Source organism: Streptomyces purpurogeneiscleroticus, assembly GCF_020024005.1.
Taxonomy (GTDB): domain Bacteria; phylum Actinomycetota; class Actinomycetes; order Streptomycetales; family Streptomycetaceae; genus Streptomyces; species Streptomyces purpurogeneiscleroticus.
Map to the genome: position 1 here is coordinate 1 of NZ_NHSG01000180.1, position 18134 is coordinate 18134.

Genomic DNA, 18134 nt, shown 5'->3' on the forward strand with positions numbered 1-18134 from the left:
CCCCGCCCCGCGCGACTACCGCAGCGCCGGATGATCGGCGACAACCGTGCAGGAACCCGGGGTGATCTCCGTGAAGCCCGCGTCCCGGACGACGGGCAGGCCGCTGCGGGTCAGCTCCGCCCAGCGGTCCGGCTCCGCCGTGCGCACCGACAGCGGGAAGCCGGCCGCCTGCCAGGCCGCCCGCTCGGCGCCGGACAGCTCCCACCAGGCGAGCTGCGCGCCGTGGCCCGCCTGGGCCATCGACTTGCCCGCCGACATCTGCAGCTCCGGGCTGAGCCACAGCACGGGCCCCTCCGGGTCGGGCGCGCCCGGCGGCTCCGGGTCGTCCAGCTCCGTACCGGAGACCTGGAGCTTGGCCAGCTCCTTGGGCCAGCCGTCCAGCGGCACCGGCGGAAAGACCCGCACCTCGGCGGAGCCGCCGGTGACCGTGATGCCCGGCAGCTCCGTCGCGCGACGCCACTCCGCGCCCCGCGCCCGCCGCACGACCTTGCGGATGCGGGCGTCCTGCCAGTCCCGCACGGCCGCGGCCCACTCGCCGTCGTCCAGCGCGCGCTCGTCCGAGAGCAGTACGAGAACCGCCCGCGCGGCCGTCTCCAGCGCGTCCGTGCGCGCCGGCGGCGCGGCCTTCTCCAGCCGGACGACCAGCGGCAGTACGAATTGCGGTGCCGCGTCGCGGTCGGCCGCCGCGGGGCGCGGAGTGCCGGACGGCGTCTCGTCGTGCGTCACGGCCGGGGTCTGTGGGGTCTCGGTGCTGCTCACGGTTTCAGTCTGCCAGCAGGCACTGACAATCCCCGGCGCGGAGCCGTTCCCCGGTTTCCTTGGCGGAGGGGAGAGTTCCGGGCGATCATCCTCACCATGCAGAGCGAACTCTTCTCGTCCGAGAACTTGGTCACCCCGGCGACCGCTCCCGGCATGACCCTGCAGAACACCAAGTCGATCAAGTACGCGGTGGACGGCGAGTGCTACGCGCGCCAGGGCTCGATGGTCGCCTTCCGCGGCAACCTGCAGTTCGAGAAGCAGGGCCAGGGGGTGGGCAAGTTCCTCAAGCGCGCGGTCACGGGCGAGGGGCTGGCTCTGATGGCCGTGCGCGGCCAAGGGGAGGTGTGGTTCGCGCACGAGGCACAGAACTGCTTCATCGTCGACCTCGCCCCCGGGGACAGCATCACCCTCAACGGCCGCAACATCCTGTGCTTCGACGCCACCCTGTCCTACGAGATAAAGGTCGTGAAGGGCGCCGGAATGACCGGCGGCGGGCTCTTCAACTCCGTGTTCACCGGCCACGGCCAGCTCGGAGTGATGTGCGAGGGCAACCCGATCGTCATCCCCGTCAGCCCGCAGCTGCCGGTCTTCGTGGACACCGACGCGGTGGTCGGCTGGAGCGCCGCGCTGAAGACCTCGCTGCACCGCTCGCAGAGCGTCGGGTCGATGATCCGCGGCGGCTCGGGCGAGGCCGTCCAGCTGCGCCTGGACGGCGAGGGGTTCGTGATCGTACGGCCCAGCGAGGCGAAGCCCGCCCAGTCCTCGAACGGCTGAGGCGCGGGGTAGGGCACTGAGGCGGACACCGGCATGAAGCTGCACAAGGTGGGGCGGCGCTACGGGCTGCGCGGCCCCTGGGTGCTGCGCGACGTCGACCTCGAAGTGCCGCGCGCGTCCCTGCTGCGCATCGAGGGCACGAACGGCAGCGGCAAGTCCACGCTGCTCCGCCTGTTCGCCGGGATCGACGCGCCGAGTACGGGCCGTGTCACGGGACGCCCGCGCGCCGCGTACGTACCGGAGCGCTTCCCCGCGGCGCTGCCTTTCACGGCCCTGGAGTACCTGGGCCACCTCGGGCGCGTCCACGGGCTGCGCGGTGCCGCGCCGGCCCGACGGGCCACCGAGTGGCTGGAGCGCTTCGGGGCGGCGGGGCACGCCCGTACGCCGCTCGCCGAGCTCTCCAAGGGCACCAGCCAGAAGGTCGCCGTCGTACAGGCGCTGCTCGCCGAGCCCGAACTGCTCGTCCTGGACGAGGCGTGGACCGGCCTGGACGGCACGGCGCGCGGCACCCTCGACCGCGCCGTGGCCGAGCGCGTCGCGGCCGGCGGCACCGTCGTGTTCGTCGACCACGACCCGGCCCGTCTGGCCGGTGCCGCGGACGCCTGCTACCGGGTCGAGGACGCGGGCCTGCGCCCGCAGGACGCGCCTCCGTATGCGGCGCGCGCCACTCCGGGGCCGCGCGTGACCGTGGTGGCGCAGGGCCCGCCCGGTGCCGCCCCGCCGCCCGGCCTCCCTGGCGCACCCGTCACGGGGCCCGGCCCGGACGGCACGACCCGGCTCACCGTCCCCGCCGCGCACTCCGACACGCTCCTGCACGCCCTCCTCACGGCCCGTCCGCCGTGGCACATCCACGCGGTGGCCCCCGAGAGCGCCCGCCCCGCCCAGACCGCACCGAGGCCCGGTACCCCGTGATCCCGTTGCTCCGCTACCACTTTGCGCTGCTCATCGGCTCGCACCGCTGGCTGCCGCCCGCCCTCCTGTACGCCGCCTTCGTGGCGATCGGCATCCGGGCCGGCGATCCGGTGCTGGACGGGTACGGGTACGCCGCCGCCCCGCTGTTGCCCGTGGCCGTGTGGCTCGTACGGGCCTGCGTGACCGGTGAACCGCCCGCGGCGCGGGCCTGCACCGCGGCGGCCGCGGGCCCCGGCCGCGCGCACCTGGCGGCCGTCCTGACCGCCGCGCTGGCCGCGACGGTCCTCGGGGCGCTCGGTACGGGCTTCGTCGCGCTGGTCTCCGACCCGCACAGCGCCGATCACCGCACCGTCGTGCCGATGGGGCCCGCGGCCCTCGCCGGGGCGCTCACGGCGCTCTCCTGCGTCCTGCTGGGCACGGCAGCCGGCGCGCTGGCCAACCCGCCGGTGCTGCGCAGTGCCGGATGGGCCGTCCCCACGGGTGCGCTGGCCGCCCTGCTGCTGCTCGTCACCGCGGCCTCACCCGCGAACGCCGCGGTCAGCGGTCTGGTCACCGGCTCGGTCCACGGCACGGTGACCATTCCCTGGCTGCCGCTGGGCGCGGCCGCCCTGCTCGCCGCCGCGGCCGTCGCGGCGGCCTGCGCGCTCAGCTCCCGGCGTACCTGAGCGGCGGCGCCAGTAGGCTCGGGACCATGCCGCCCGCCACCCAGCACCCCGCGCCCGAAGACGCCCCGCTCGCCGAGTGCGTCCTGTGCCGTGAGCCCACCGAGTACCCGGAGACCACACCGGGCATCGTCCTGTGCCCGGTCTGCGAGTGGCACGAAGCCCAGCGCGCCGCCTGTTCGGGCTAGCCGGACAGGCGGCGCGCGGTCACTCCGGGCTCACGGCGACCGGGGTCAGAACGGCCCCGTCACCGCGAACGTCGTCCCCGGCGTGTAGCAGTTCACGTACATCGTGCGCCCGTCCGGCGCGAAGGTGACGCCCGCGAACTCGCCCCACTCCGGCTCCTCCGGCGTCCCGATGTTCTGCCGGCCGCGCGCCATCGGGTACACCACGCCCTTCCGCGTCAGCCCGAAGACATGCTGCGCGCCCTCGCCGTCCTCGCACACCATCAGGCCGCCGCTGGGCGCCAGGCAGATGTTGTCGGGGGACTCGCCGGGCAGCTGCAGGTCGCTGTCCGGTCCGAAGACGACCACCAGCGTCAGACAGCGCGCCTTCGGGTCGTACTTCCACACCTGCCCGTAGTGGTCGGCGGCCGAGCCCTCCTCCCGGTGCGCGAAGCTGGACACGAAGTACACGCAGGAGCCGCCCCAGTAGCAGCCCTCCAGCTTCTGGGCGTGCGTGATGCCCTTCGTACCGAAGTCCTGGAAGCGGATGGGCGTCTGCTTCGCGAGCGGGTCCGGGACGTCCACCCACTCGATGCGCTCGAACTTCGCGCCGGTCTCCTTGATGGCGGAGAGGTCCTTCACCCCCGGTACGCGCATCGCCTGCAGCCGGCCGCCCGCGCGCAGCGAACCGATGCCGCCCAGCGGCTTGTTCGGGTGGAACCGGTAGAAGAGCCCGAACGGCTTCTCGAAGGCGTCCTCGGTCTCGTAGACCGTGCCGTCCTGGGGGTCGACCGCGATCGCCTCGTGCTGGAAGCGGCCCATGTCCGTGAGCGGCACGGCCCCGGTGCGCCGCGGGTCGTACGGATCGACCTCGAAGATGAAGCCGTGGTCCCTGGTGTAGCCCTCCTCGCCCGCCTTGAACTCGGTCTCCTCGCAGGTCAGCCAGGTGTTCCAGGGGGTGGGGCCGCCCGCGCAGTTGGTGGAGGTACCGGCGATGGCGACCCGCTCGGAGACCACCTCGTTGTGCGCGTCGACCTCGATGGCCGTACAGCCGCCCTCGGCCATCGGGTCGTAGGTGATACCGGGCACGGTGGGCACGGCGGAGCGGGACTTCTGGCGGTTCTCGTGGTTGCGCACCAGGTGGGTGTGGCCCCGCCGGCCACGGAAGGCCGCCATGCCGTCGCAGTTGCTCGGCACCTTGCCCTCACCGGAGAGCAGCGGGGAGCCCTCCCGGGACAGCACCTTGTAGCGGAAGCCCTTCGGGAGGTCGAGCAGGCCGTCCGGGTCGGGCACCAGCGGTCCGTAACCGCTCCGGCCCGTCGACTGGGCAACAGCGGTACCGGCGAAGATCTCCGAGACGGCGCCGGAAAAGGCGATTCCCGCCCCCACCGCGCCGGTTCTTGCAAGGATCTGACGTCGTGTTGTGGACATGAAGCAACTCCCTGCTGGCGGACAGGTGATGTGACCGCACGTGTGTACCACGTCACAGGGCCGCCGGGAACCACGCGCGTAGAGTGTCGTGGACCACCCCTGAAGGGCGTAGCGCCCGCCTCCGGGCCGTGCTCCGGCCCGCTGGCTGACCTACCGCTCCGTCAGCTGCTTCGCGTCCCGGGCGAGCGCCGTCAGCCGGGAGATCGCGCGGAAGTACTTCTTGCGGTAGCCGCCGTTGAGCATCTCCTCGCTGAACAGCTCGTCGAACGGCTTGCCGGACGCCAGTACCGGCACCTCGCGGTCGTAGAGCCGGTCGGCCAGCACTACGAGGCGCAGCGCCGTGGACTGGTCCGGTACCGCCTGTACGTCCGTGAGGCAGACTGCCCGGATGTCGTCGCACATCGCGCCGTACCGGCTCGGGTGCACCTTCGAGAGGTGGTCCAGCAGCCCGGGGAAGTCGTCGAGCGAGGCGCCGGGCGTGGCGTACGCGACCCGGGTGACGGTCGCGTCGTCGAACGGCGCAGGCGCCTCGGGCAGCCCGCGGTGGCGGTAGTCCTCGCCATCGATGCGCAGCGGCCGGAAGTGGGCGCTCAGGCCCTGGATCTCGCGCAGGAAGTCGGCGGCGGCGAAGCGGCCCTCACCGAGCTTGCCCGGCAGCGTGTTCGACGTGGCCGCCAGTGCCACGCCGTGCTCGACCAGCTTGGCCAGCAGGGAGGAGACCAGCACGGTGTCACCGGGGTCGTCCAGTTCGAACTCGTCGATGCACAGCAGGCGGTGGCCACTGAGGGTGCGCACCGTCTCCTGGAAGCCGAGCGCGCCGACCAGGTTGGTCAGCTCCACGAAGGTGCCGAACGCCTTGAGCTCCGGTGCGGCCGGCGTCGCGTGCCACAGGGACGCCAGCAGGTGGGTCTTGCCGACGCCGTAGCCGCCGTCCAGATAGACGCCGCGCGGGCCCTGGGGTGCGGCGGGCTTCTTCGAGAACCAGCGCCGCTTGCTCCCCGAGGAGCTCGGGCCGCCCCCGATGCTCGCCGCGAAGGAGCTGAGCACCTGCACCGCCTCGGCCTGGCTGGGCTGCGCCGGGTCCGGGATGTACGTCTCGAAGCGCGCGCTCTGGAAGCGCGGCGGCGGCACCATCTCCGCGACCAGCCGGTCGGCGGGAACGTGCGGGGCGCGCGCGGTGAGCGCGGCCGGGGCCGCGTCGTCCGAGGGGCCGGCGGCGGCCTGGCCGGTTATCGGAGCGGGCTGCGAGGGCGACGAGGGCGTGGAAGGTGACACAGCGCTCCAGCGTAGTCGCTGCACGGCACGCGCCGGACCGCTGAGCGAGGCATGTCACACGGTCGTCTCCGTGCCACACTGCCGCCTATGCGACGTCTGTTCCCCTCTCCCGCCCAGTCCGTGCCCTCCGGAACCGCACTGTCCCAAGGAACCGCCGACGAAGCGGTGTCGCCGCCGCCGGACGGGTACCGGGAGTGGATGGAAGACCGGGAATGGACCTTGGACGAGCTCGCGGAGGCGTACGCGTATCCGGATGCGGTGGGCGCGGCAGCGGCCGGCACGAAGGCGTCGAGCGGCTGGCTGCGCGCCAACATGGTGTCCTCGGTGGACGGCGCCGCGCACCATGAAGGCCGCTCGCAGCCCCTCTCGAGCGACGCCGACATGCGGATCTTCGGAGTGCTGCGCGGGCTGGCCGACGCGGTGGTTGCCGGCGCCGAGACGGTGCGCCAGGAGGGGTACCGGCCGGCCAGGGCGCGCGAGGCGTTCGCCGCGCGGCGGGCGGCGGCCGGGCAGGGGCCCGCGCCGGCCATCGCCGTGGTGAGCGCGAGCCTGGACCTGGACTTCTCGCTGCCCCTCTTCACGCAGCCCCTGGTGCCCACGGTCCTGCTGACCGGCGCGGGCGCCGACGAGAGCCGGGTGAAGGCCGCGCGGGCGGCCGGCGCTCAGGTGGTCTTCGCAGGGGAGGGCACGGCGGTCGACCCCGCACGGGTGACCGGCGCGCTCGCGGAGCTGGGGCTGACCCGGCTGCTGACGGAGGGCGGGCCGCGGCTGCTCGGCCAGTTCGCCGCGGCGGGCGCGCTGGACGAGCTGTGCCTGTCGCTCGCGCCGCTGGTGACGGTGGGGGACGCGCCGCGGATCATGAACGCGCCCGGCCTGGCGGTACCGGAACGGTTCCGGCTGGCATCCGTACTGGAGGACGACGGATTCCTGTTCACCAGGTACCGCCGCCCATGAACCGTTTCACCCCAGCTCCCGGGCGTTCGGCGGAATTTCCCGTTCCGCTTAGCTCCCATTGGGCACACTGAAGGAACGAAGGCCCCGTTCTGGGACGGGGCAGGATGGTTTCTGTCGGACCACCGCTCCGTGGCGGTCCATGAAGCGGAGAAGAAGGGCGCCCGTCGTGTTCACGAGCGTATTGATGATCGAGAAGCCTCTGTCGCCCGCCGACGTGGAGTTCGTCACCACGCTGCACGGCGACGACGAGGTCTCCTTCGTCGTCCTCATGCAGCCGCGCGGCGAGCAGGACGTGCTGCTGCGAGCCATCGACGACGTTGCCCTCGGCGAGTTCGACGAGGCGGTGCGGGAGGGCGACGAGCCCGAGGGCGCGGAGGCGGAGCCGCCTGCGGAGCGGGCCCTGTCGCACACCCTCCAGCAGCTGCGGAACGCGGGCGCCGAGGCCATCGGACAGGTGGTCGAGCACCATCCGCTGGACCTGCTGCGGTCGGTCGTCGACCAGACGGGCGCGGACGAGGTGATCGTGCTGACCGCCCCGCACTTCGTCGAGGAGTTCTTCCACCGCGACTGGGCCTCCCGCGCCCGCCACAAGGTCGGCGTGCCCGTACTGAAGCTGTTCGCGCACGCGCCGGGCGAGCCGGCGGGGGACGCGGGCTAGGAGCCCTCGGAGCCGCTCTCAGGCGCCCGCCGGTGCCCCCGCACCGACCCGTCCGTCCCGGACCTCCACGACCGCGTCCACCGCGCCCAGGTGCGACCGGTCGTGCGTCACGAGGACGGTCGCCGTGGCCCGCTGGTGGGTGAGCGTGGTCAGCAGGTCCAGGACGGCCGCGCCGCGCTCCTGGTCCAGCGCGCTGGTCGGCTCGTCGACCAGCAGGACGGCCGGGTCGTTCATCAGCGCCCGCGCGATGTTGATCCGCTGCCGCTGGCCGCCCGACAGCTGGTGCGGCCGGCGGTCCGCCTGCCCGGCGAGCCCCACGGCGGCCAGCAGCTCCTTCGCGCGCGGCGCGGCCTTACGGGGCGAGCGCCCGTCCAGGTGGGCCATCGCCTGCAGCTGCTCGGCGGCGGTCAGCGAGGGCAGCAGGTTGGGCTGCTGGAAGACCATGCCGACCTTGTCGCGGCGGAGCGCGGTCAGCCGCGCCCGGCTCATCCCGGTGGTGTCGACGCCGTCGATCGTGACGGTGCCGCGGTCCGGGGTGATCAGGGTGGCGGCCACCGCCAGCAGGCTGGACTTCCCCGACCCCGAGGGGCCGAGTACCGCGGTCATGGTGCCGGCGGGCACGTGCAGCGACACCGCGTCCAGCGCGGTCAGCCGGGTGCCGCCGTCGGGGTAGGTGAGGGTCACATCGGTCAGATCCAGGCTCATCGGTTGCTCCACGGGGCGGTCGGTGCGGTACGGGGACGGCGGCGGTGGCGCGCCATCGGGCGCTGCGTCATCGGGCACTGCGCTACGGGGCACTGCGTTATCGGGCGCTGCGTCATCGGGCGCTGCCCAGGGCCGTCAGCGGGTCCACGGAGGTGATGCGGCGGATGGACAGCGCGGCGCCCACCGCGCCCAGCGCGATCATGATCAGCGCGGGCACCAGCACGGTGGCCGGCTCCAGCACGAAGGGCACGGTGCCGCCGACCGCCGCGCCCACCCCGGCGGCGAGCGCGGTGCCCAGGCCCGTACCGAGCACCAGCAGAACGACGGCCTGGCCGAGCGCGTCCTTCAGGAGGTAGCGGGTCGAGGCGCCGAGCGCCTTCAGTACGGCCACGTCGCCGCTGCGCTGGATCGTCCACACGGTGAAGAACGCGCCGATGACCAGCGCCGAGATGGTGAAGAGGAAGCCGCGCATCAGTTGCAGCGAGCCGTTCTCGGCGGTGAAGGACCCGATCGCCTGCAGGGCGTCGGCGGAGCTCACCGTCTTCGTGCCGAGCTTCTTGTCGGCGGCCGTGAGAGCGCCGCTCCCGGTGCCCTCGGTGGTCAGCGCGAGGACGGTGGAGCCGCCCGTACCGCGCGCGGCGGCCGGACCGCCGCCCACCCGCTGCCAGTCGTCCAGCGAGGTCCACACCACGGGCGTGTGGCTGTACATCGCCTCGCCCGCCACGGCGGCGACCCGCAGCCGCTGCCCGGCCAGCGTGAAGCGGTCCCCGGCCCGTACGCCCAGCTCGTCGGCGGCCTTCTCGGAGAGCACGGCGGCGCCGTCCGTGATCACCCGTGATTCCGGTGCCAGCCGGGAGCCGGGGCGCACCCCGAAGGCGGACAGCGCCGCGTTCCGCTCCCCGGACTCGGCCTTCGTGGTGGCGATGCCCAGCGGCTCGGCCCGGTCCACCCCGGGCACACCGGCCCAGCGCTCCGCGGTCCTCGCACTGAGGTGCGAGTCGGTGAACGACACGTCCTCGCCCTGCGCCGGCGCGGAGAAGACGAGGTGGTCGGCGGGCAGCGAGGTGACCGCCGAGGTGTTCTCGCGGCCGAGGCCCGCCGTCAGGCCGGACAGCAGCCCCACCAGTACGGTGATCAGCACGATGACGGTCCCCATCAGGGCGAACCGCCCCTTGGCGAACCTCAGGTCCCTCCAGGCGACGAACACGGCCTCGGAGCTCCTCTGCGTACGGTGCCGGGCCCGGTGCCCGGCGGCTGCTCCCAACCTCGCCGCAACGGGGTGTGCCGGGCATCGCGCCGGGGACGGCTTCCCCGGTATCGAAAGGGCGCGGACCCGATCAACCTTTCGGTTGATGCCGCTGTACGGGGCTCCGCATAGCCTGGAAGCTGTCGTGAATCCGCACTCCCTCACCCCCGTCCTCCGGGTGCTGCGCCTCTGCCTGCACCTGATGGTCGCCGCGCTGCTGGCCCTCGCCGCGATCCGGGCGGCCGCCGAGCACGCGCCCGACACACCGGCCGTCATCGGAGCGGCCGTCGTGCTCGCCTTCGTGTACGCACTGGGGCCCGTCCTCCCGAAGGTCTCCGCCGCCCCCGTGGCCGCCGCCCTCTGGCTCACCGCCGTACTGGCCGTATGGGCCCTGCTGGTGCTGCTCACCCCGGACGGCGTCTGGCTCGCCTTCCCGCTCTTCTTCGTGCAGCTCCATCTGCTGCCCCTGAGGTGGGCGCTGCCCCTTGTTGCGGTGACCACCGCCGTGGCCGTCGGCGGCTTCGGGTGGCACGCCCGTGGGTTCACCGTCGGTACGGTCCTCGGGCCCGCACTCGGGGCGGCCGTCGCGGTCGCCGTCGTCCTCGGGTACCAGGCGCTGTACCGGGAGAGCGAGCAGCGGCGCCGCCTCATCGAGGAGCTGACCGAGGCCCGCAGCGATCTGGCCGCCGCCGAACGCACCGCCGGCGTCCTGGCCGAGCGCGAACGCCTCGCCCGCGAGATCCACGACACCCTCGCCCAGGGCCTGTCCAGCATCCAGCTGCTGCTGCGGGCCGCGGAACGGGCCCTGCCCGACCGCCCCGACGGCGCGCTCGGCCACGTACGGCACGCCCGCGAGGCCGCCGTCGACAACCTCGCCGAGGCCCGCCGCTTCGTACGCGCGCTCAGCCCGCCCGGCCTGGAACACGGCTCGCTGCCCGCCGCCCTCGAAAGGCTGTGCACCACTACGGCGCGTACCAGCGGCCTCGCCGTGCACTGCCACGTGTCCGGTACGCCCGCGGACCTGCCCACCCCGCAGGAGGTCGCCCTGCTGCGCATCGCCCAGTCCGCGCTGGCCAATACGGTGCAGCACGCCGAAGCGAGCCGGGCCGAGCTGACCCTCAGCTACATGGGCACCGAGGTTGCCCTCGATGTCGTCGACGACGGCACCGGATTCCGGCCGTCCGAGGTCCCGGCCCCGGGCACGGACACCACCGGCTCCGGTTTCGGCCTCGCCGCGATGCGCGCCCGGGCCCGCGCCCTGCACGGCACCCTCGTGGTCGAATCGGCACCGGGGGAGGGCACGGCCGTGGCGGTCACCCTGCCCACCGCTGCCGCGGTCCCCGGGGCCGCGACCCCCACCCGACTTCCGGAACAGGCCCCGTGACCGACACCCCGCAGACCGGCGACCGCGCCCCCGAAGACGACGCCTCCGGGCACGACGCCCCCGAAGGCGGCCGCATCCGGCTCCTCCTGGCCGACGACCACCCCGTGGTGCGCGCCGGGCTGCGGGCCGTACTGGAGACCGAGCCCGACTTCGAGGTCGTCGCCGACGTGGCCACGGCGGAGGAGTCCGTGGTGCTCGCCGCGCGACCCGGTGTCGACGTGGTCCTCATGGACCTCCAGTTCGGCGGCGAGATGCGCGGCCCGCAGGCCACCGCGGAGATCACCGCCCGGGACGGCGCGCCCCGCGTGCTGGTGCTCACCACGTACGACACCGATGCCGACATCCTCGCGGCCATCGAGGCCGGTGCCACCGGCTACCTCCTCAAGGACGCGCCGCCCGAAGAGCTGGCCGCCGCCGTCCGCACCGCCGCCGCCGGGAAGTCCGCGCTCGCGCCGGCCGTCGCGCTGCGCCTGATGGACCGGATGCGCACGCCCGCCGCCGCTCTCTCGCGCCGCGAGACCGAGGTGCTCCAGCTGGTCGCCGACGGACTGTCCAACGCGCAGATCAGCAAGCGGCTCTTCCTCAGCCAGGCGACCGTGAAGTCCCACCTCGTGCACATCTACACCAAGCTCGAGGTCGACTCCCGTACGTCGGCGGTCGCGGCGGCGACGGCGCAAGGACTGATCCGGCGCTGAGGCGGTGGGCTGAGGCGGTGCCGCTGGCGCGGTGCGCTGACGCGGTGCGGGGCGGCCGGGCGACCGGCCGTGGCCGGGATTGTCAGAGCAAGGTGCAAGAATCACCTCGAACCGCTACTGATTCATATCGCTGCACACCGCTGTACACCGACCAGGGAGACGTCACGATGGCACCCGGCATCCCCGCCGCGATGGACCGACCGCACTTCATCGGCATCGGCGGCGCCGGCATGTCCGGCATCGCGAAGATCCTGGCGCAGCGCGGCGCCGCCGTCGCGGGCAGCGACTCCAAGGAGTCGGCGACCGTGCTGGCCCTGCGCGAGGCCGGCGCCACGGTCCACATCGGCCACGCCGCCGAGCACCTCGCCGCCGACGCCACCAGCGTCGTCGTCTCCTCGGCAATCCGCGCCGACAACCCGGAGCTGGCCGCCGCCGCCGAGCGCGGCATCCCCGTCGTGCACCGCTCCGACGCCCTCGCCGCCCTGATGGACGGCGCGCGCCCGATCGCCGTCGCCGGCACGCACGGCAAGACGACCACCACGTCCATGCTGGCCGTCGCCCTCACCACCCTCGGCCTGGAGCCCTCGTACGCCATCGGCGGCGACCTCGACGCGCCCGGCTCCAACGCCCACCACGGCACCGGCGACATCTTCGTGGCCGAGGCGGACGAGAGCGACCGCAGCTTCCACAAGTACGCGCCCGATGTCGCGATCATCCTCAACGTCGAGCTGGACCACCACGCGAACTACGCCTCGATGGACGAGATCTACGAGTCCTTCGAGACCTTCGTGGGCAAGGTGCGCCCCGGCGGCACCCTCGTGATCTCCGCGGACCACGCCGGTGCCCGCGAGCTGACCACTCGCGTCCGCGGCCGCGCCGACCTCACGGTCGTCACGTACGGCGAGGCGGACGACGCCGACCTGCGCGTCCTCGACATCACCCCGCGCGGCCTGACCAGCGAGGTCACCGCGCAGCTCCCCACCGGCGAGCGGCTGGCCTTCACGGTCTCGGTCCCCGGCCGGCACTACGCGCTGAACGCCACGGCCGCCCTGGCCGCCGGCGCGGCCCTCGGCATCGCGCCCGCCGACCTCGCCGCGGCGCTGCCCTCGTACACGGGTGTCAAGCGCCGCCTCCAGCTCAAGGGCGAGGCCAAGGGCGTCCAGGTCATCGACTCGTACGCGCACCACCCGACGGAGATGACCGCCGACCTCGAAGCGATCCGGGGTGCCGCCGCCGACTCCCGCGTCCTTGTCGTCTTCCAGCCGCACCTCTTCTCCCGCACCCAGGAGCTGGGCCGGGAGATGGGCCAGGCGCTGGCCCTCGCCGACGCCTCCGTGGTGCTGGACATCTACCCGGCCCGCGAGGACCCGATCCCCGGCGTGACCAGCGACTTGATCATCAAGGCCGCCGAGGCCGCCGGCGCGACGGTCACCGCCGAGCACGACAAGTCCGCGGTCCCCGATGTCATTGCCGGAATGACGGGCCCCGGTGACCTTGTTCTCACCATGGGAGCGGGCGACGTGACCGAGCTGGGCCCCGACATCCTCGCCCGCCTCGACGCCTGACCAGTACGCCGGCCCGAAGGAGCGAGACCATGGCCTACGAGATCGACAAGCCCGACGAGCAGTGGCGCGCCGAGCTGACCCCCGCGGAGTTCCGCGTCCTCCGCGAGGCCGGCACCGAGCCCGCCTTCGTCGGCGAGTACACCGACACCACGACCTCCGGCGTCTACTCCTGCCGCGCCTGCGGTGCCGAACTCTTCCGCTCGGACACGAAGTTCGCCAGCCACTGCGGCTGGCCGTCCTTCTACGACCCCAAGGACACCGACGCCGTCGAGCTGATCGAGGACCGCTCGCACGGCATGGTCCGCACGGAGGTCCGCTGCTCGCGCTGCGGCTCGCACCTCGGCCACGTCTTCGAGGGCGAGGGCTACCCCACCCCCACCGACCAGCGTTACTGCATCAACTCGATCTCCCTGCGGCTGACCCCGGACGACGAGGGCTGAGCGTCCCGCCGGCCGCTCCGAGCCGGACGCCGTTGCCTCATGACGCCCATGGCCGCCCCCGCCGTTCGCTACGGTTGATCTCGACTTGGCGGGGACGGTGGCCGTAAGGGCGCCGTGAGCAGGGGAGTTGCGGATGGTGGACCCCATATCGCCGGCGGCGGTCACGGCGATGCCGGGTGCGGTCGGCACGGGCATGGCCAATGAGGCCGGGAAGCGCGCGCTCGAATCCGTCGGCGGCCTCGCCCGGCGGATCGCGGGGCGCGAGGTCGCCGCGCCGGCGACGCCGGGCGACTGGGACGGCCTGGCCCGCCTCCTCCACGAGGGTGCGCTGCGCGACCCCGGAAACGCCGCGCGGCTCGCCGAAGTACAGGCCCTAGTCCGTGACGCGCTCCCCGAAGCGCGCGCCCGGGCGGTGCCGCAACTGCCGCCGTCGCTGCGGTACTTCACCGACCGGGACAGTCAGAAGCGGAGCATGGGGCACCAGTTGACCGCCGAAGCTGGCCGTGACGGCGAGGTCGACCGGCGTCTGCAGCGCCTGCTCCCACGGCAGTACCGGCACGCCGGTCTCCGCCAGCAGCTCGGCACTTCTCGTGCCCCTCGTGCTCCTCGATCCCCCTCACCCTAATGGCGCTTCAGTCCACCCTTCGGGTCAGCACTCTCCCCAGGTCGTAGCGCACCGGCTCCTCCAGTTGCGCGTACGTGCAGCTCTCCGGGGTGCGGTCCGGGCGCCAGCGGCGGAATTGGGCGGTGTGCCGGAAGCGCTGCCCGTTCTCCATGTGGTCGTACGCCACCTCCAGCACCCGCTCCGGGCGCAGTGGCACCCAGGACAGGTCCTTCTTGCCGCTCCAGCGGCTGGGCGCGCCGGGCAGCCGGGCGGATTCGTGCGCCTCCTCCTCCGTCCAGTGCGCCCAGGGGTGGCCCGCCGCCGACTCCATGCGCAGCGGCTCCAGCTCGGCCACCAGCTCCTCGCGCCGCTTCATGGAGAACGCGGCGCAGACGCCCACGTGCTGCAGCGTGCCGGCCGCGTCGTACAGGCCGAGCAGCAGCGAGCCGACCACCGGGCCGCTCTTGTGGAAGCGGAAGCCGGCGAGCACGCAGTCCGCCGTGCGCTCGTGCTTGATCTTGACCATGACCCGCTCGTTCTGGCGGTACGGCATGTCCAGCGGCTTGGCGATCACACCGTCCAGGCCGGCACCCTCGTACTCCGTGAACCACTCGGCGGCGAGCGCGGCATCCGTGGTGGCGGGCGCGAGGTGCACCGGGGCCTCGGCGCCCCGCAGCGCCTCGGTGAGCCGGGCGCGCCGCTCCTTCTGGGGCGCGTGGAGCAGCGCTTCATTGTCCAGCGCCAGCAGATCGAACGCGACGAAGCCGGCCGGGGTCCGCTCGGCGAGCAGGTCGACCCGGGACTTGGCGGGGTGGATCCGCTCGGTGAGCGCGTCGAAGTCCAGCCGGTCGCCGCGCGCGATCACGATCTCGCCGTCCAGTACGCAGCGCTCGGGCACATTGAGGCGCAGCGCCTCGACCAGCTCGGGGAAGTAGCGGGTGAGCGGCTTGCCCGTGCGGCTGCCGAGCTCGATCTCGTCGCCGTCCCGGTAGACGATGGCCCGGAAGCCGTCCCATTTGGCCTCGTACTGCATGCCGGACGGGATCTTCGCCGCCGGCTTGGCCAGCATGGGCTTCACGGGTGGCATCACCGGGAGATCCATGTCTCGATTGTGCGCGTACGTCCCTTACGTCGCTCGACGAGCGGGACCGCTGCCACCGTCCTACCGTGGCGGCCATGGGAGGTACGGGCGGTACGGGCAGTGCCAAAGGTGCGGGCGGTGCGGCGGAGGAGATCGAGGCCGGTGGCCGTACCGTACGGCTGTCGCACCCGGACAAGGTGTACTTCCCGGAGCGCGGCTTCACGAAGAGGGACCTGGCGCAGTACTACCTGGCCGTCGCCGACGGCATCACCCGGGCGCTGCACGACCGGCCGACGACCCTGGAGCGGTACCCGGACGGGGTCACCGGCGAGTCGTTCTTCCAGAAGCGCGCCCCGAAGAACCGCCCCGACTGGCTGCCGACCGCCCACATCACCTTCCCCAGCGGCCGCTCGGCCGACGAGATCTGCCCCACCGAGCCCGCCGCCGTCCTCTGGGCGGCGAACCTGGGCTGCGTCACCTTCCACCCCTGGCCGGTCCGCCGCGGCCGGCCCGACCACCCCGACGAGCTGCGCATCGACCTCGACCCGCAGCCGGGCACCGGCTACGCGGACGCCGTACGGGCCGCCCACGCGCTGCACGCCCTCCTGGACGAGCTGGGCCTGCGGGGCTGGCCGAAGACCTCCGGGGGCCGCGGTCTGCACGTCTACGTACCGATCGCGCCGCGCTGGACGTTCACTGAAGTGCGGCGCGCGGCCATCACCGTGGGGCGCGAGCTGGCCCGCCGGATGCCGGACCAGGTGACGACGGCCTGGTGGAAGGAGGAGCGCGGCGCCCGCGTCTTCGTGGACTACAACCAGATGGCGCGCGACCGCACCATCGCCTCCGCCTATTCGGTACGGCCGAACCCGCGTGCCACGGTGTCCGCGCCGCTGCGCTGGGAGGAGCTGGACGACGCCGAGCCGGCCGACTTCGACCTCGCCACGATGCCGGCCCGCTACGCGGAACGGGGCGATGTGCACGCCGACATGGCCGAGGAGAGCTTCGGACTGGAGTCCGTGTTCGAGCTGGCCGACCGTGCCGAGCGCGACGGCGGCCTCGGCGATCTGCCCTATCCGCCCGACCACCCGAAGATGCCGGGCGAGCCCACCCGGGTCCAGCCGAGCCGCGCCCGGCACAAGGACTGACGCCCGCCACTCGGTGCGCTGCCCCGAGCGTCTGCGTACGCCCGCGTCTCACACCCGCCCGCCGCGCCGGATCCGCGTCGCCAGCCACAGGTCGAAGCGGTCGTCCGCGTCGTCGAGACGGCGGCCGGTGAGGGCCATGGCCTTGTCGAGGCGGTTGCGCACGGTGTGGCGGTGGACGCCGAGGCGGCGGCTGGTGGTGTCCCAGGTGCCGCCGGTCTCCAGCCAGGCGGCCAGCGTGGCGATCAGCTCCTCGCCGTTGTCGGCGAGGTCCAGGGGGCTCAGTACGGCGTCCGCGTAGCCCAGGAGGGTGCGCCGGTCGCCGAGCTCCAGGAGCAGCCGGCTGGCCTGGCTCTCGCGGGCCTCGACCGGCGCGCCGGAGCTCCGGCTCAGGCCCAGCAGCCCGGCTGCCTGCCGCAGGGAGGCCCGTACGGCCTCGGGGGCGGCCGGTGGGCCGAGGCCGGCGGGGCAGCCCGGTACGAAGCGGCCGAGGACGTCCCGTACGTCCAGCTCCTCGGCGACCACCGCCTCGACGAGGCCGCCCTCGGCGACCCGCACCAGTCCGCCCGGTACGGCGAGGGCGAGGTCGGCGGCCGCCTCCTGGGCGGTCTCCGGGGGCGCCTCGACCACGACGCCGCGCACCCGGTCGGTGGCCAGCCCGACCGAGGCGAGGATGTCCTGGGCGCGCCCGGCGGCCCGTTCCTGGCCGGCCGCCGGCTCGGCGAGCAGCTCCGAGAGGAGCGCGGAGCGCCGGCGCCGTTCCGGCTCGTCCATCAGGTGGCGCCGCTCCAGCTCCAGGGAGAGCAGGGAGACCAGGCCGGGGACGACGGCGCGGGCCGCGGCGTCGGGGCCGCCGCTCAGGAGGAGCAGGCCGTGCAGCCGGCGGGCGCCCAGCGGCTGCACTTCCAGCTGCTGCCCGCCGGCCGTACTGGCCGCGCTGCCGCGCAGCCCCCGGGAGGCCACCCGGTCGATGAGGTCGCGCGCGCTGTCCAGTACGGGTTCGGCGTCCGGCCCGCCCGAGGCGAGCAGCCGCCCCAGGGGGTCGAGGACCGCGGCCCCCACCCCGGTGGCCGCCGTCCACTCCTCCAGCATCGGGCGCAGCCCGTTGTCCGTGGCCGCCGCGGTCAGCCGCCGCTGGGTCGCGAAGGCCCGCTGCAGCACCTGCCGCTCCTCGTGGGCGCGTGCCTCGAAGACGGCCTTCGTGACGGCGATGAACGGCACCTCGTCCGGGACGGTGAGCAGCGGCAGGCCGGCCTCCTGCGCCGCGTCCACCAGGGGCTGCGGCGCCGCCTGGTACGGGAGGCCGTGCCCGAGGCCGAGCGCCAGGGCCGCCGCGCCGCCGGCCGCCACGTCGGCGACGTATGCACGGCACGCGGCCGGCTCCATCGGCAGCAGCAGCCCGATGGTCATCAGCAGCTCGCCGCCCTGCAGCCACTCGCCGGGATGCAGCAGGTCGGAGACGGTGGCGGCGTCGATGGTGCGGTCCAGCAGCCCCGGCGCGGGGTCGCCGGTGACCGAGAGGTTCAGGTCCGGGCGCGCCAGGAGGTCGGTGAGGTACAGCGGCATAGACATAGTGTCCATCACATATCTATCGGATGGACGATCGGGCGATCGAAGCGGCTCCGAACGGGCCCGTAGGTTCACACCACCGCGCTCACCCCCGGGCCGCACCACCCCCGCAGG

19 protein-coding genes are annotated in these 18134 nt (G+C 73.6%); 12 read left to right on the forward strand and 7 right to left on the reverse strand.

What is annotated here, in order from left to right; all coding sequences use genetic code 11:
* Nucleotides 1-15: 15 nt before the first annotated feature.
* Nucleotides 16-726, reverse strand: coding sequence for a peptidyl-tRNA hydrolase (locus tag CCS38_RS11360; protein WP_223733120.1), 711 nt, complete (start codon nt 724-726; stop codon nt 16-18).
* A 129-nt stretch (nt 727-855) separates the two neighbouring features.
* On the opposite strand from CCS38_RS11360, the gene CCS38_RS11365 reads away from it, so the two are divergent.
* From CCS38_RS11365 to CCS38_RS11380, 4 genes are read left to right on the forward strand one after another with little or no spacing between them, the layout of a single operon-like run.
* Nucleotides 856-1533, forward strand: coding sequence for an AIM24 family protein (locus CCS38_RS11365; RefSeq protein WP_223733103.1), 678 nt, complete (start codon nt 856-858; stop codon nt 1531-1533).
* Nucleotides 1534-1566: 33 nt separating this feature from the next.
* Nucleotides 1567-2445, forward strand: a complete 879-nt coding sequence (locus CCS38_RS11370) for an ABC transporter ATP-binding protein (RefSeq protein ID WP_223733104.1) — start codon at nt 1567-1569, stop codon at nt 2443-2445.
* A complete protein-coding gene (locus tag CCS38_RS11375) occupies nt 2442-3110 on the forward strand; it encodes an ABC transporter (protein ID WP_223733105.1) in 669 nt (222 codons plus the stop codon). Before CCS38_RS11370 ends, CCS38_RS11375 begins: the two co-directional genes overlap by 4 nt.
* Before the next feature lie 26 nt (nt 3111-3136).
* Nucleotides 3137-3295 (forward strand): hypothetical protein, encoded by a 159-nt coding sequence (locus tag CCS38_RS11380; protein WP_223733106.1) that lies wholly within the window; start codon nt 3137-3139, stop codon nt 3293-3295.
* Nucleotides 3296-3340: 45 nt separating this feature from the next.
* On the opposite strand, the gene CCS38_RS11385 is transcribed toward CCS38_RS11380, so the two are convergent.
* Both CCS38_RS11385 and zapE read right to left on the reverse strand, forming a co-directional pair.
* Nucleotides 3341-4702: an alkaline phosphatase PhoX gene (locus tag CCS38_RS11385; RefSeq protein ID WP_223733107.1), complete on the reverse strand. Its 1362-nt coding sequence runs from the start codon at nt 4700-4702 to the stop codon at nt 3341-3343.
* Nucleotides 4703-4852: 150 nt separating this feature from the next.
* Nucleotides 4853-5977 (reverse strand): cell division protein ZapE, encoded by a 1125-nt coding sequence (gene zapE / locus CCS38_RS11390; protein ID WP_223733108.1) that lies wholly within the window; start codon nt 5975-5977, stop codon nt 4853-4855.
* Nucleotides 5978-6064: 87 nt separating this feature from the next.
* On the opposite strand from zapE, the gene CCS38_RS11395 reads away from it, so the two are divergent.
* Together CCS38_RS11395 and CCS38_RS11400 are read left to right on the forward strand one after the other, a co-directional pair.
* Nucleotides 6065-6931, forward strand: coding sequence for a pyrimidine reductase family protein (locus tag CCS38_RS11395; RefSeq protein ID WP_223733109.1), 867 nt, complete (start codon nt 6065-6067; stop codon nt 6929-6931).
* Between the two features lie 184 nt (nt 6932-7115).
* A complete protein-coding gene (locus CCS38_RS11400; protein ID WP_223733110.1) occupies nt 7116-7589 on the forward strand; it encodes an indole-3-glycerol phosphate synthase in 474 nt (157 codons plus the stop codon).
* A gap of 18 nt (nt 7590-7607) precedes the next feature.
* Here CCS38_RS11400 and CCS38_RS11405 read toward each other — a convergent pair whose 3' ends face one another.
* Both CCS38_RS11405 and CCS38_RS11410 read right to left on the reverse strand, forming a co-directional pair.
* A complete protein-coding gene (locus CCS38_RS11405; protein WP_223733111.1) occupies nt 7608-8294 on the reverse strand; it encodes an ABC transporter ATP-binding protein in 687 nt (228 codons plus the stop codon).
* Between the two features lie 112 nt (nt 8295-8406).
* A complete protein-coding gene (locus CCS38_RS11410) occupies nt 8407-9501 on the reverse strand; it encodes an ABC transporter permease (protein WP_223733112.1) in 1095 nt (364 codons plus the stop codon).
* A gap of 145 nt (nt 9502-9646) precedes the next feature.
* Here CCS38_RS11410 and CCS38_RS11415 point away from each other — a divergent pair, with 145 nt between their 5' ends.
* The 5 genes from CCS38_RS11415 to CCS38_RS11435 all read left to right on the forward strand — a co-directional run bounded on the left by CCS38_RS11415 (nt 9647) and on the right by CCS38_RS11435 (nt 14249).
* Entirely contained in the window at nt 9647-10924 is a 1278-nt protein-coding gene (locus CCS38_RS11415) for a sensor histidine kinase (RefSeq protein WP_223733113.1), read from the forward strand.
* Nucleotides 10925-10998: 74 nt separating this feature from the next.
* Nucleotides 10999-11619 carry a response regulator gene (locus tag CCS38_RS11420; protein ID WP_223733121.1) on the forward strand — a complete coding sequence of 207 codons (621 nt, stop codon included), beginning with the start codon at nt 10999-11001 and terminating at the stop codon, nt 11617-11619.
* A gap of 167 nt (nt 11620-11786) precedes the next feature.
* The gene (murC, locus tag CCS38_RS11425) at nt 11787-13184 is read left to right on the forward strand and encodes a UDP-N-acetylmuramate--L-alanine ligase (protein ID WP_223733114.1); all 1398 of its coding nucleotides are present in this window, start codon (nt 11787-11789) and stop codon (nt 13182-13184) included.
* Nucleotides 13185-13213: 29 nt separating this feature from the next.
* Nucleotides 13214-13624: a peptide-methionine (R)-S-oxide reductase MsrB gene (msrB, locus tag CCS38_RS11430; RefSeq protein ID WP_223733115.1), complete on the forward strand. Its 411-nt coding sequence runs from the start codon at nt 13214-13216 to the stop codon at nt 13622-13624.
* Between the two features lie 133 nt (nt 13625-13757).
* A complete protein-coding gene (locus tag CCS38_RS11435; protein WP_223733116.1) occupies nt 13758-14249 on the forward strand; it encodes a hypothetical protein in 492 nt (163 codons plus the stop codon).
* A 7-nt stretch (nt 14250-14256) separates the two neighbouring features.
* On the opposite strand, the gene CCS38_RS11440 is transcribed toward CCS38_RS11435, so the two are convergent.
* Complete coding sequence (locus tag CCS38_RS11440) at nt 14257-15330, reverse strand: ATP-dependent DNA ligase (RefSeq protein WP_223733117.1); 1074 nt, start codon at nt 15328-15330, stop codon at nt 14257-14259.
* 74 nt (nt 15331-15404) lie between these two features.
* Between CCS38_RS11440 and ligD the strand changes: the two genes are divergently transcribed.
* A complete protein-coding gene (gene ligD, locus CCS38_RS11445) occupies nt 15405-16454 on the forward strand; it encodes a non-homologous end-joining DNA ligase (protein WP_223733118.1) in 1050 nt (349 codons plus the stop codon).
* Nucleotides 16455-16502: 48 nt separating this feature from the next.
* Here the strand turns inward: ligD and CCS38_RS11450 are convergent, their stop codons facing one another.
* Nucleotides 16503-18023 carry a PucR family transcriptional regulator gene (locus tag CCS38_RS11450; RefSeq protein ID WP_223733119.1) on the reverse strand — a complete coding sequence of 507 codons (1521 nt, stop codon included), beginning with the start codon at nt 18021-18023 and terminating at the stop codon, nt 16503-16505.
* Nucleotides 18024-18134: the final 111 nt, after the last annotated feature.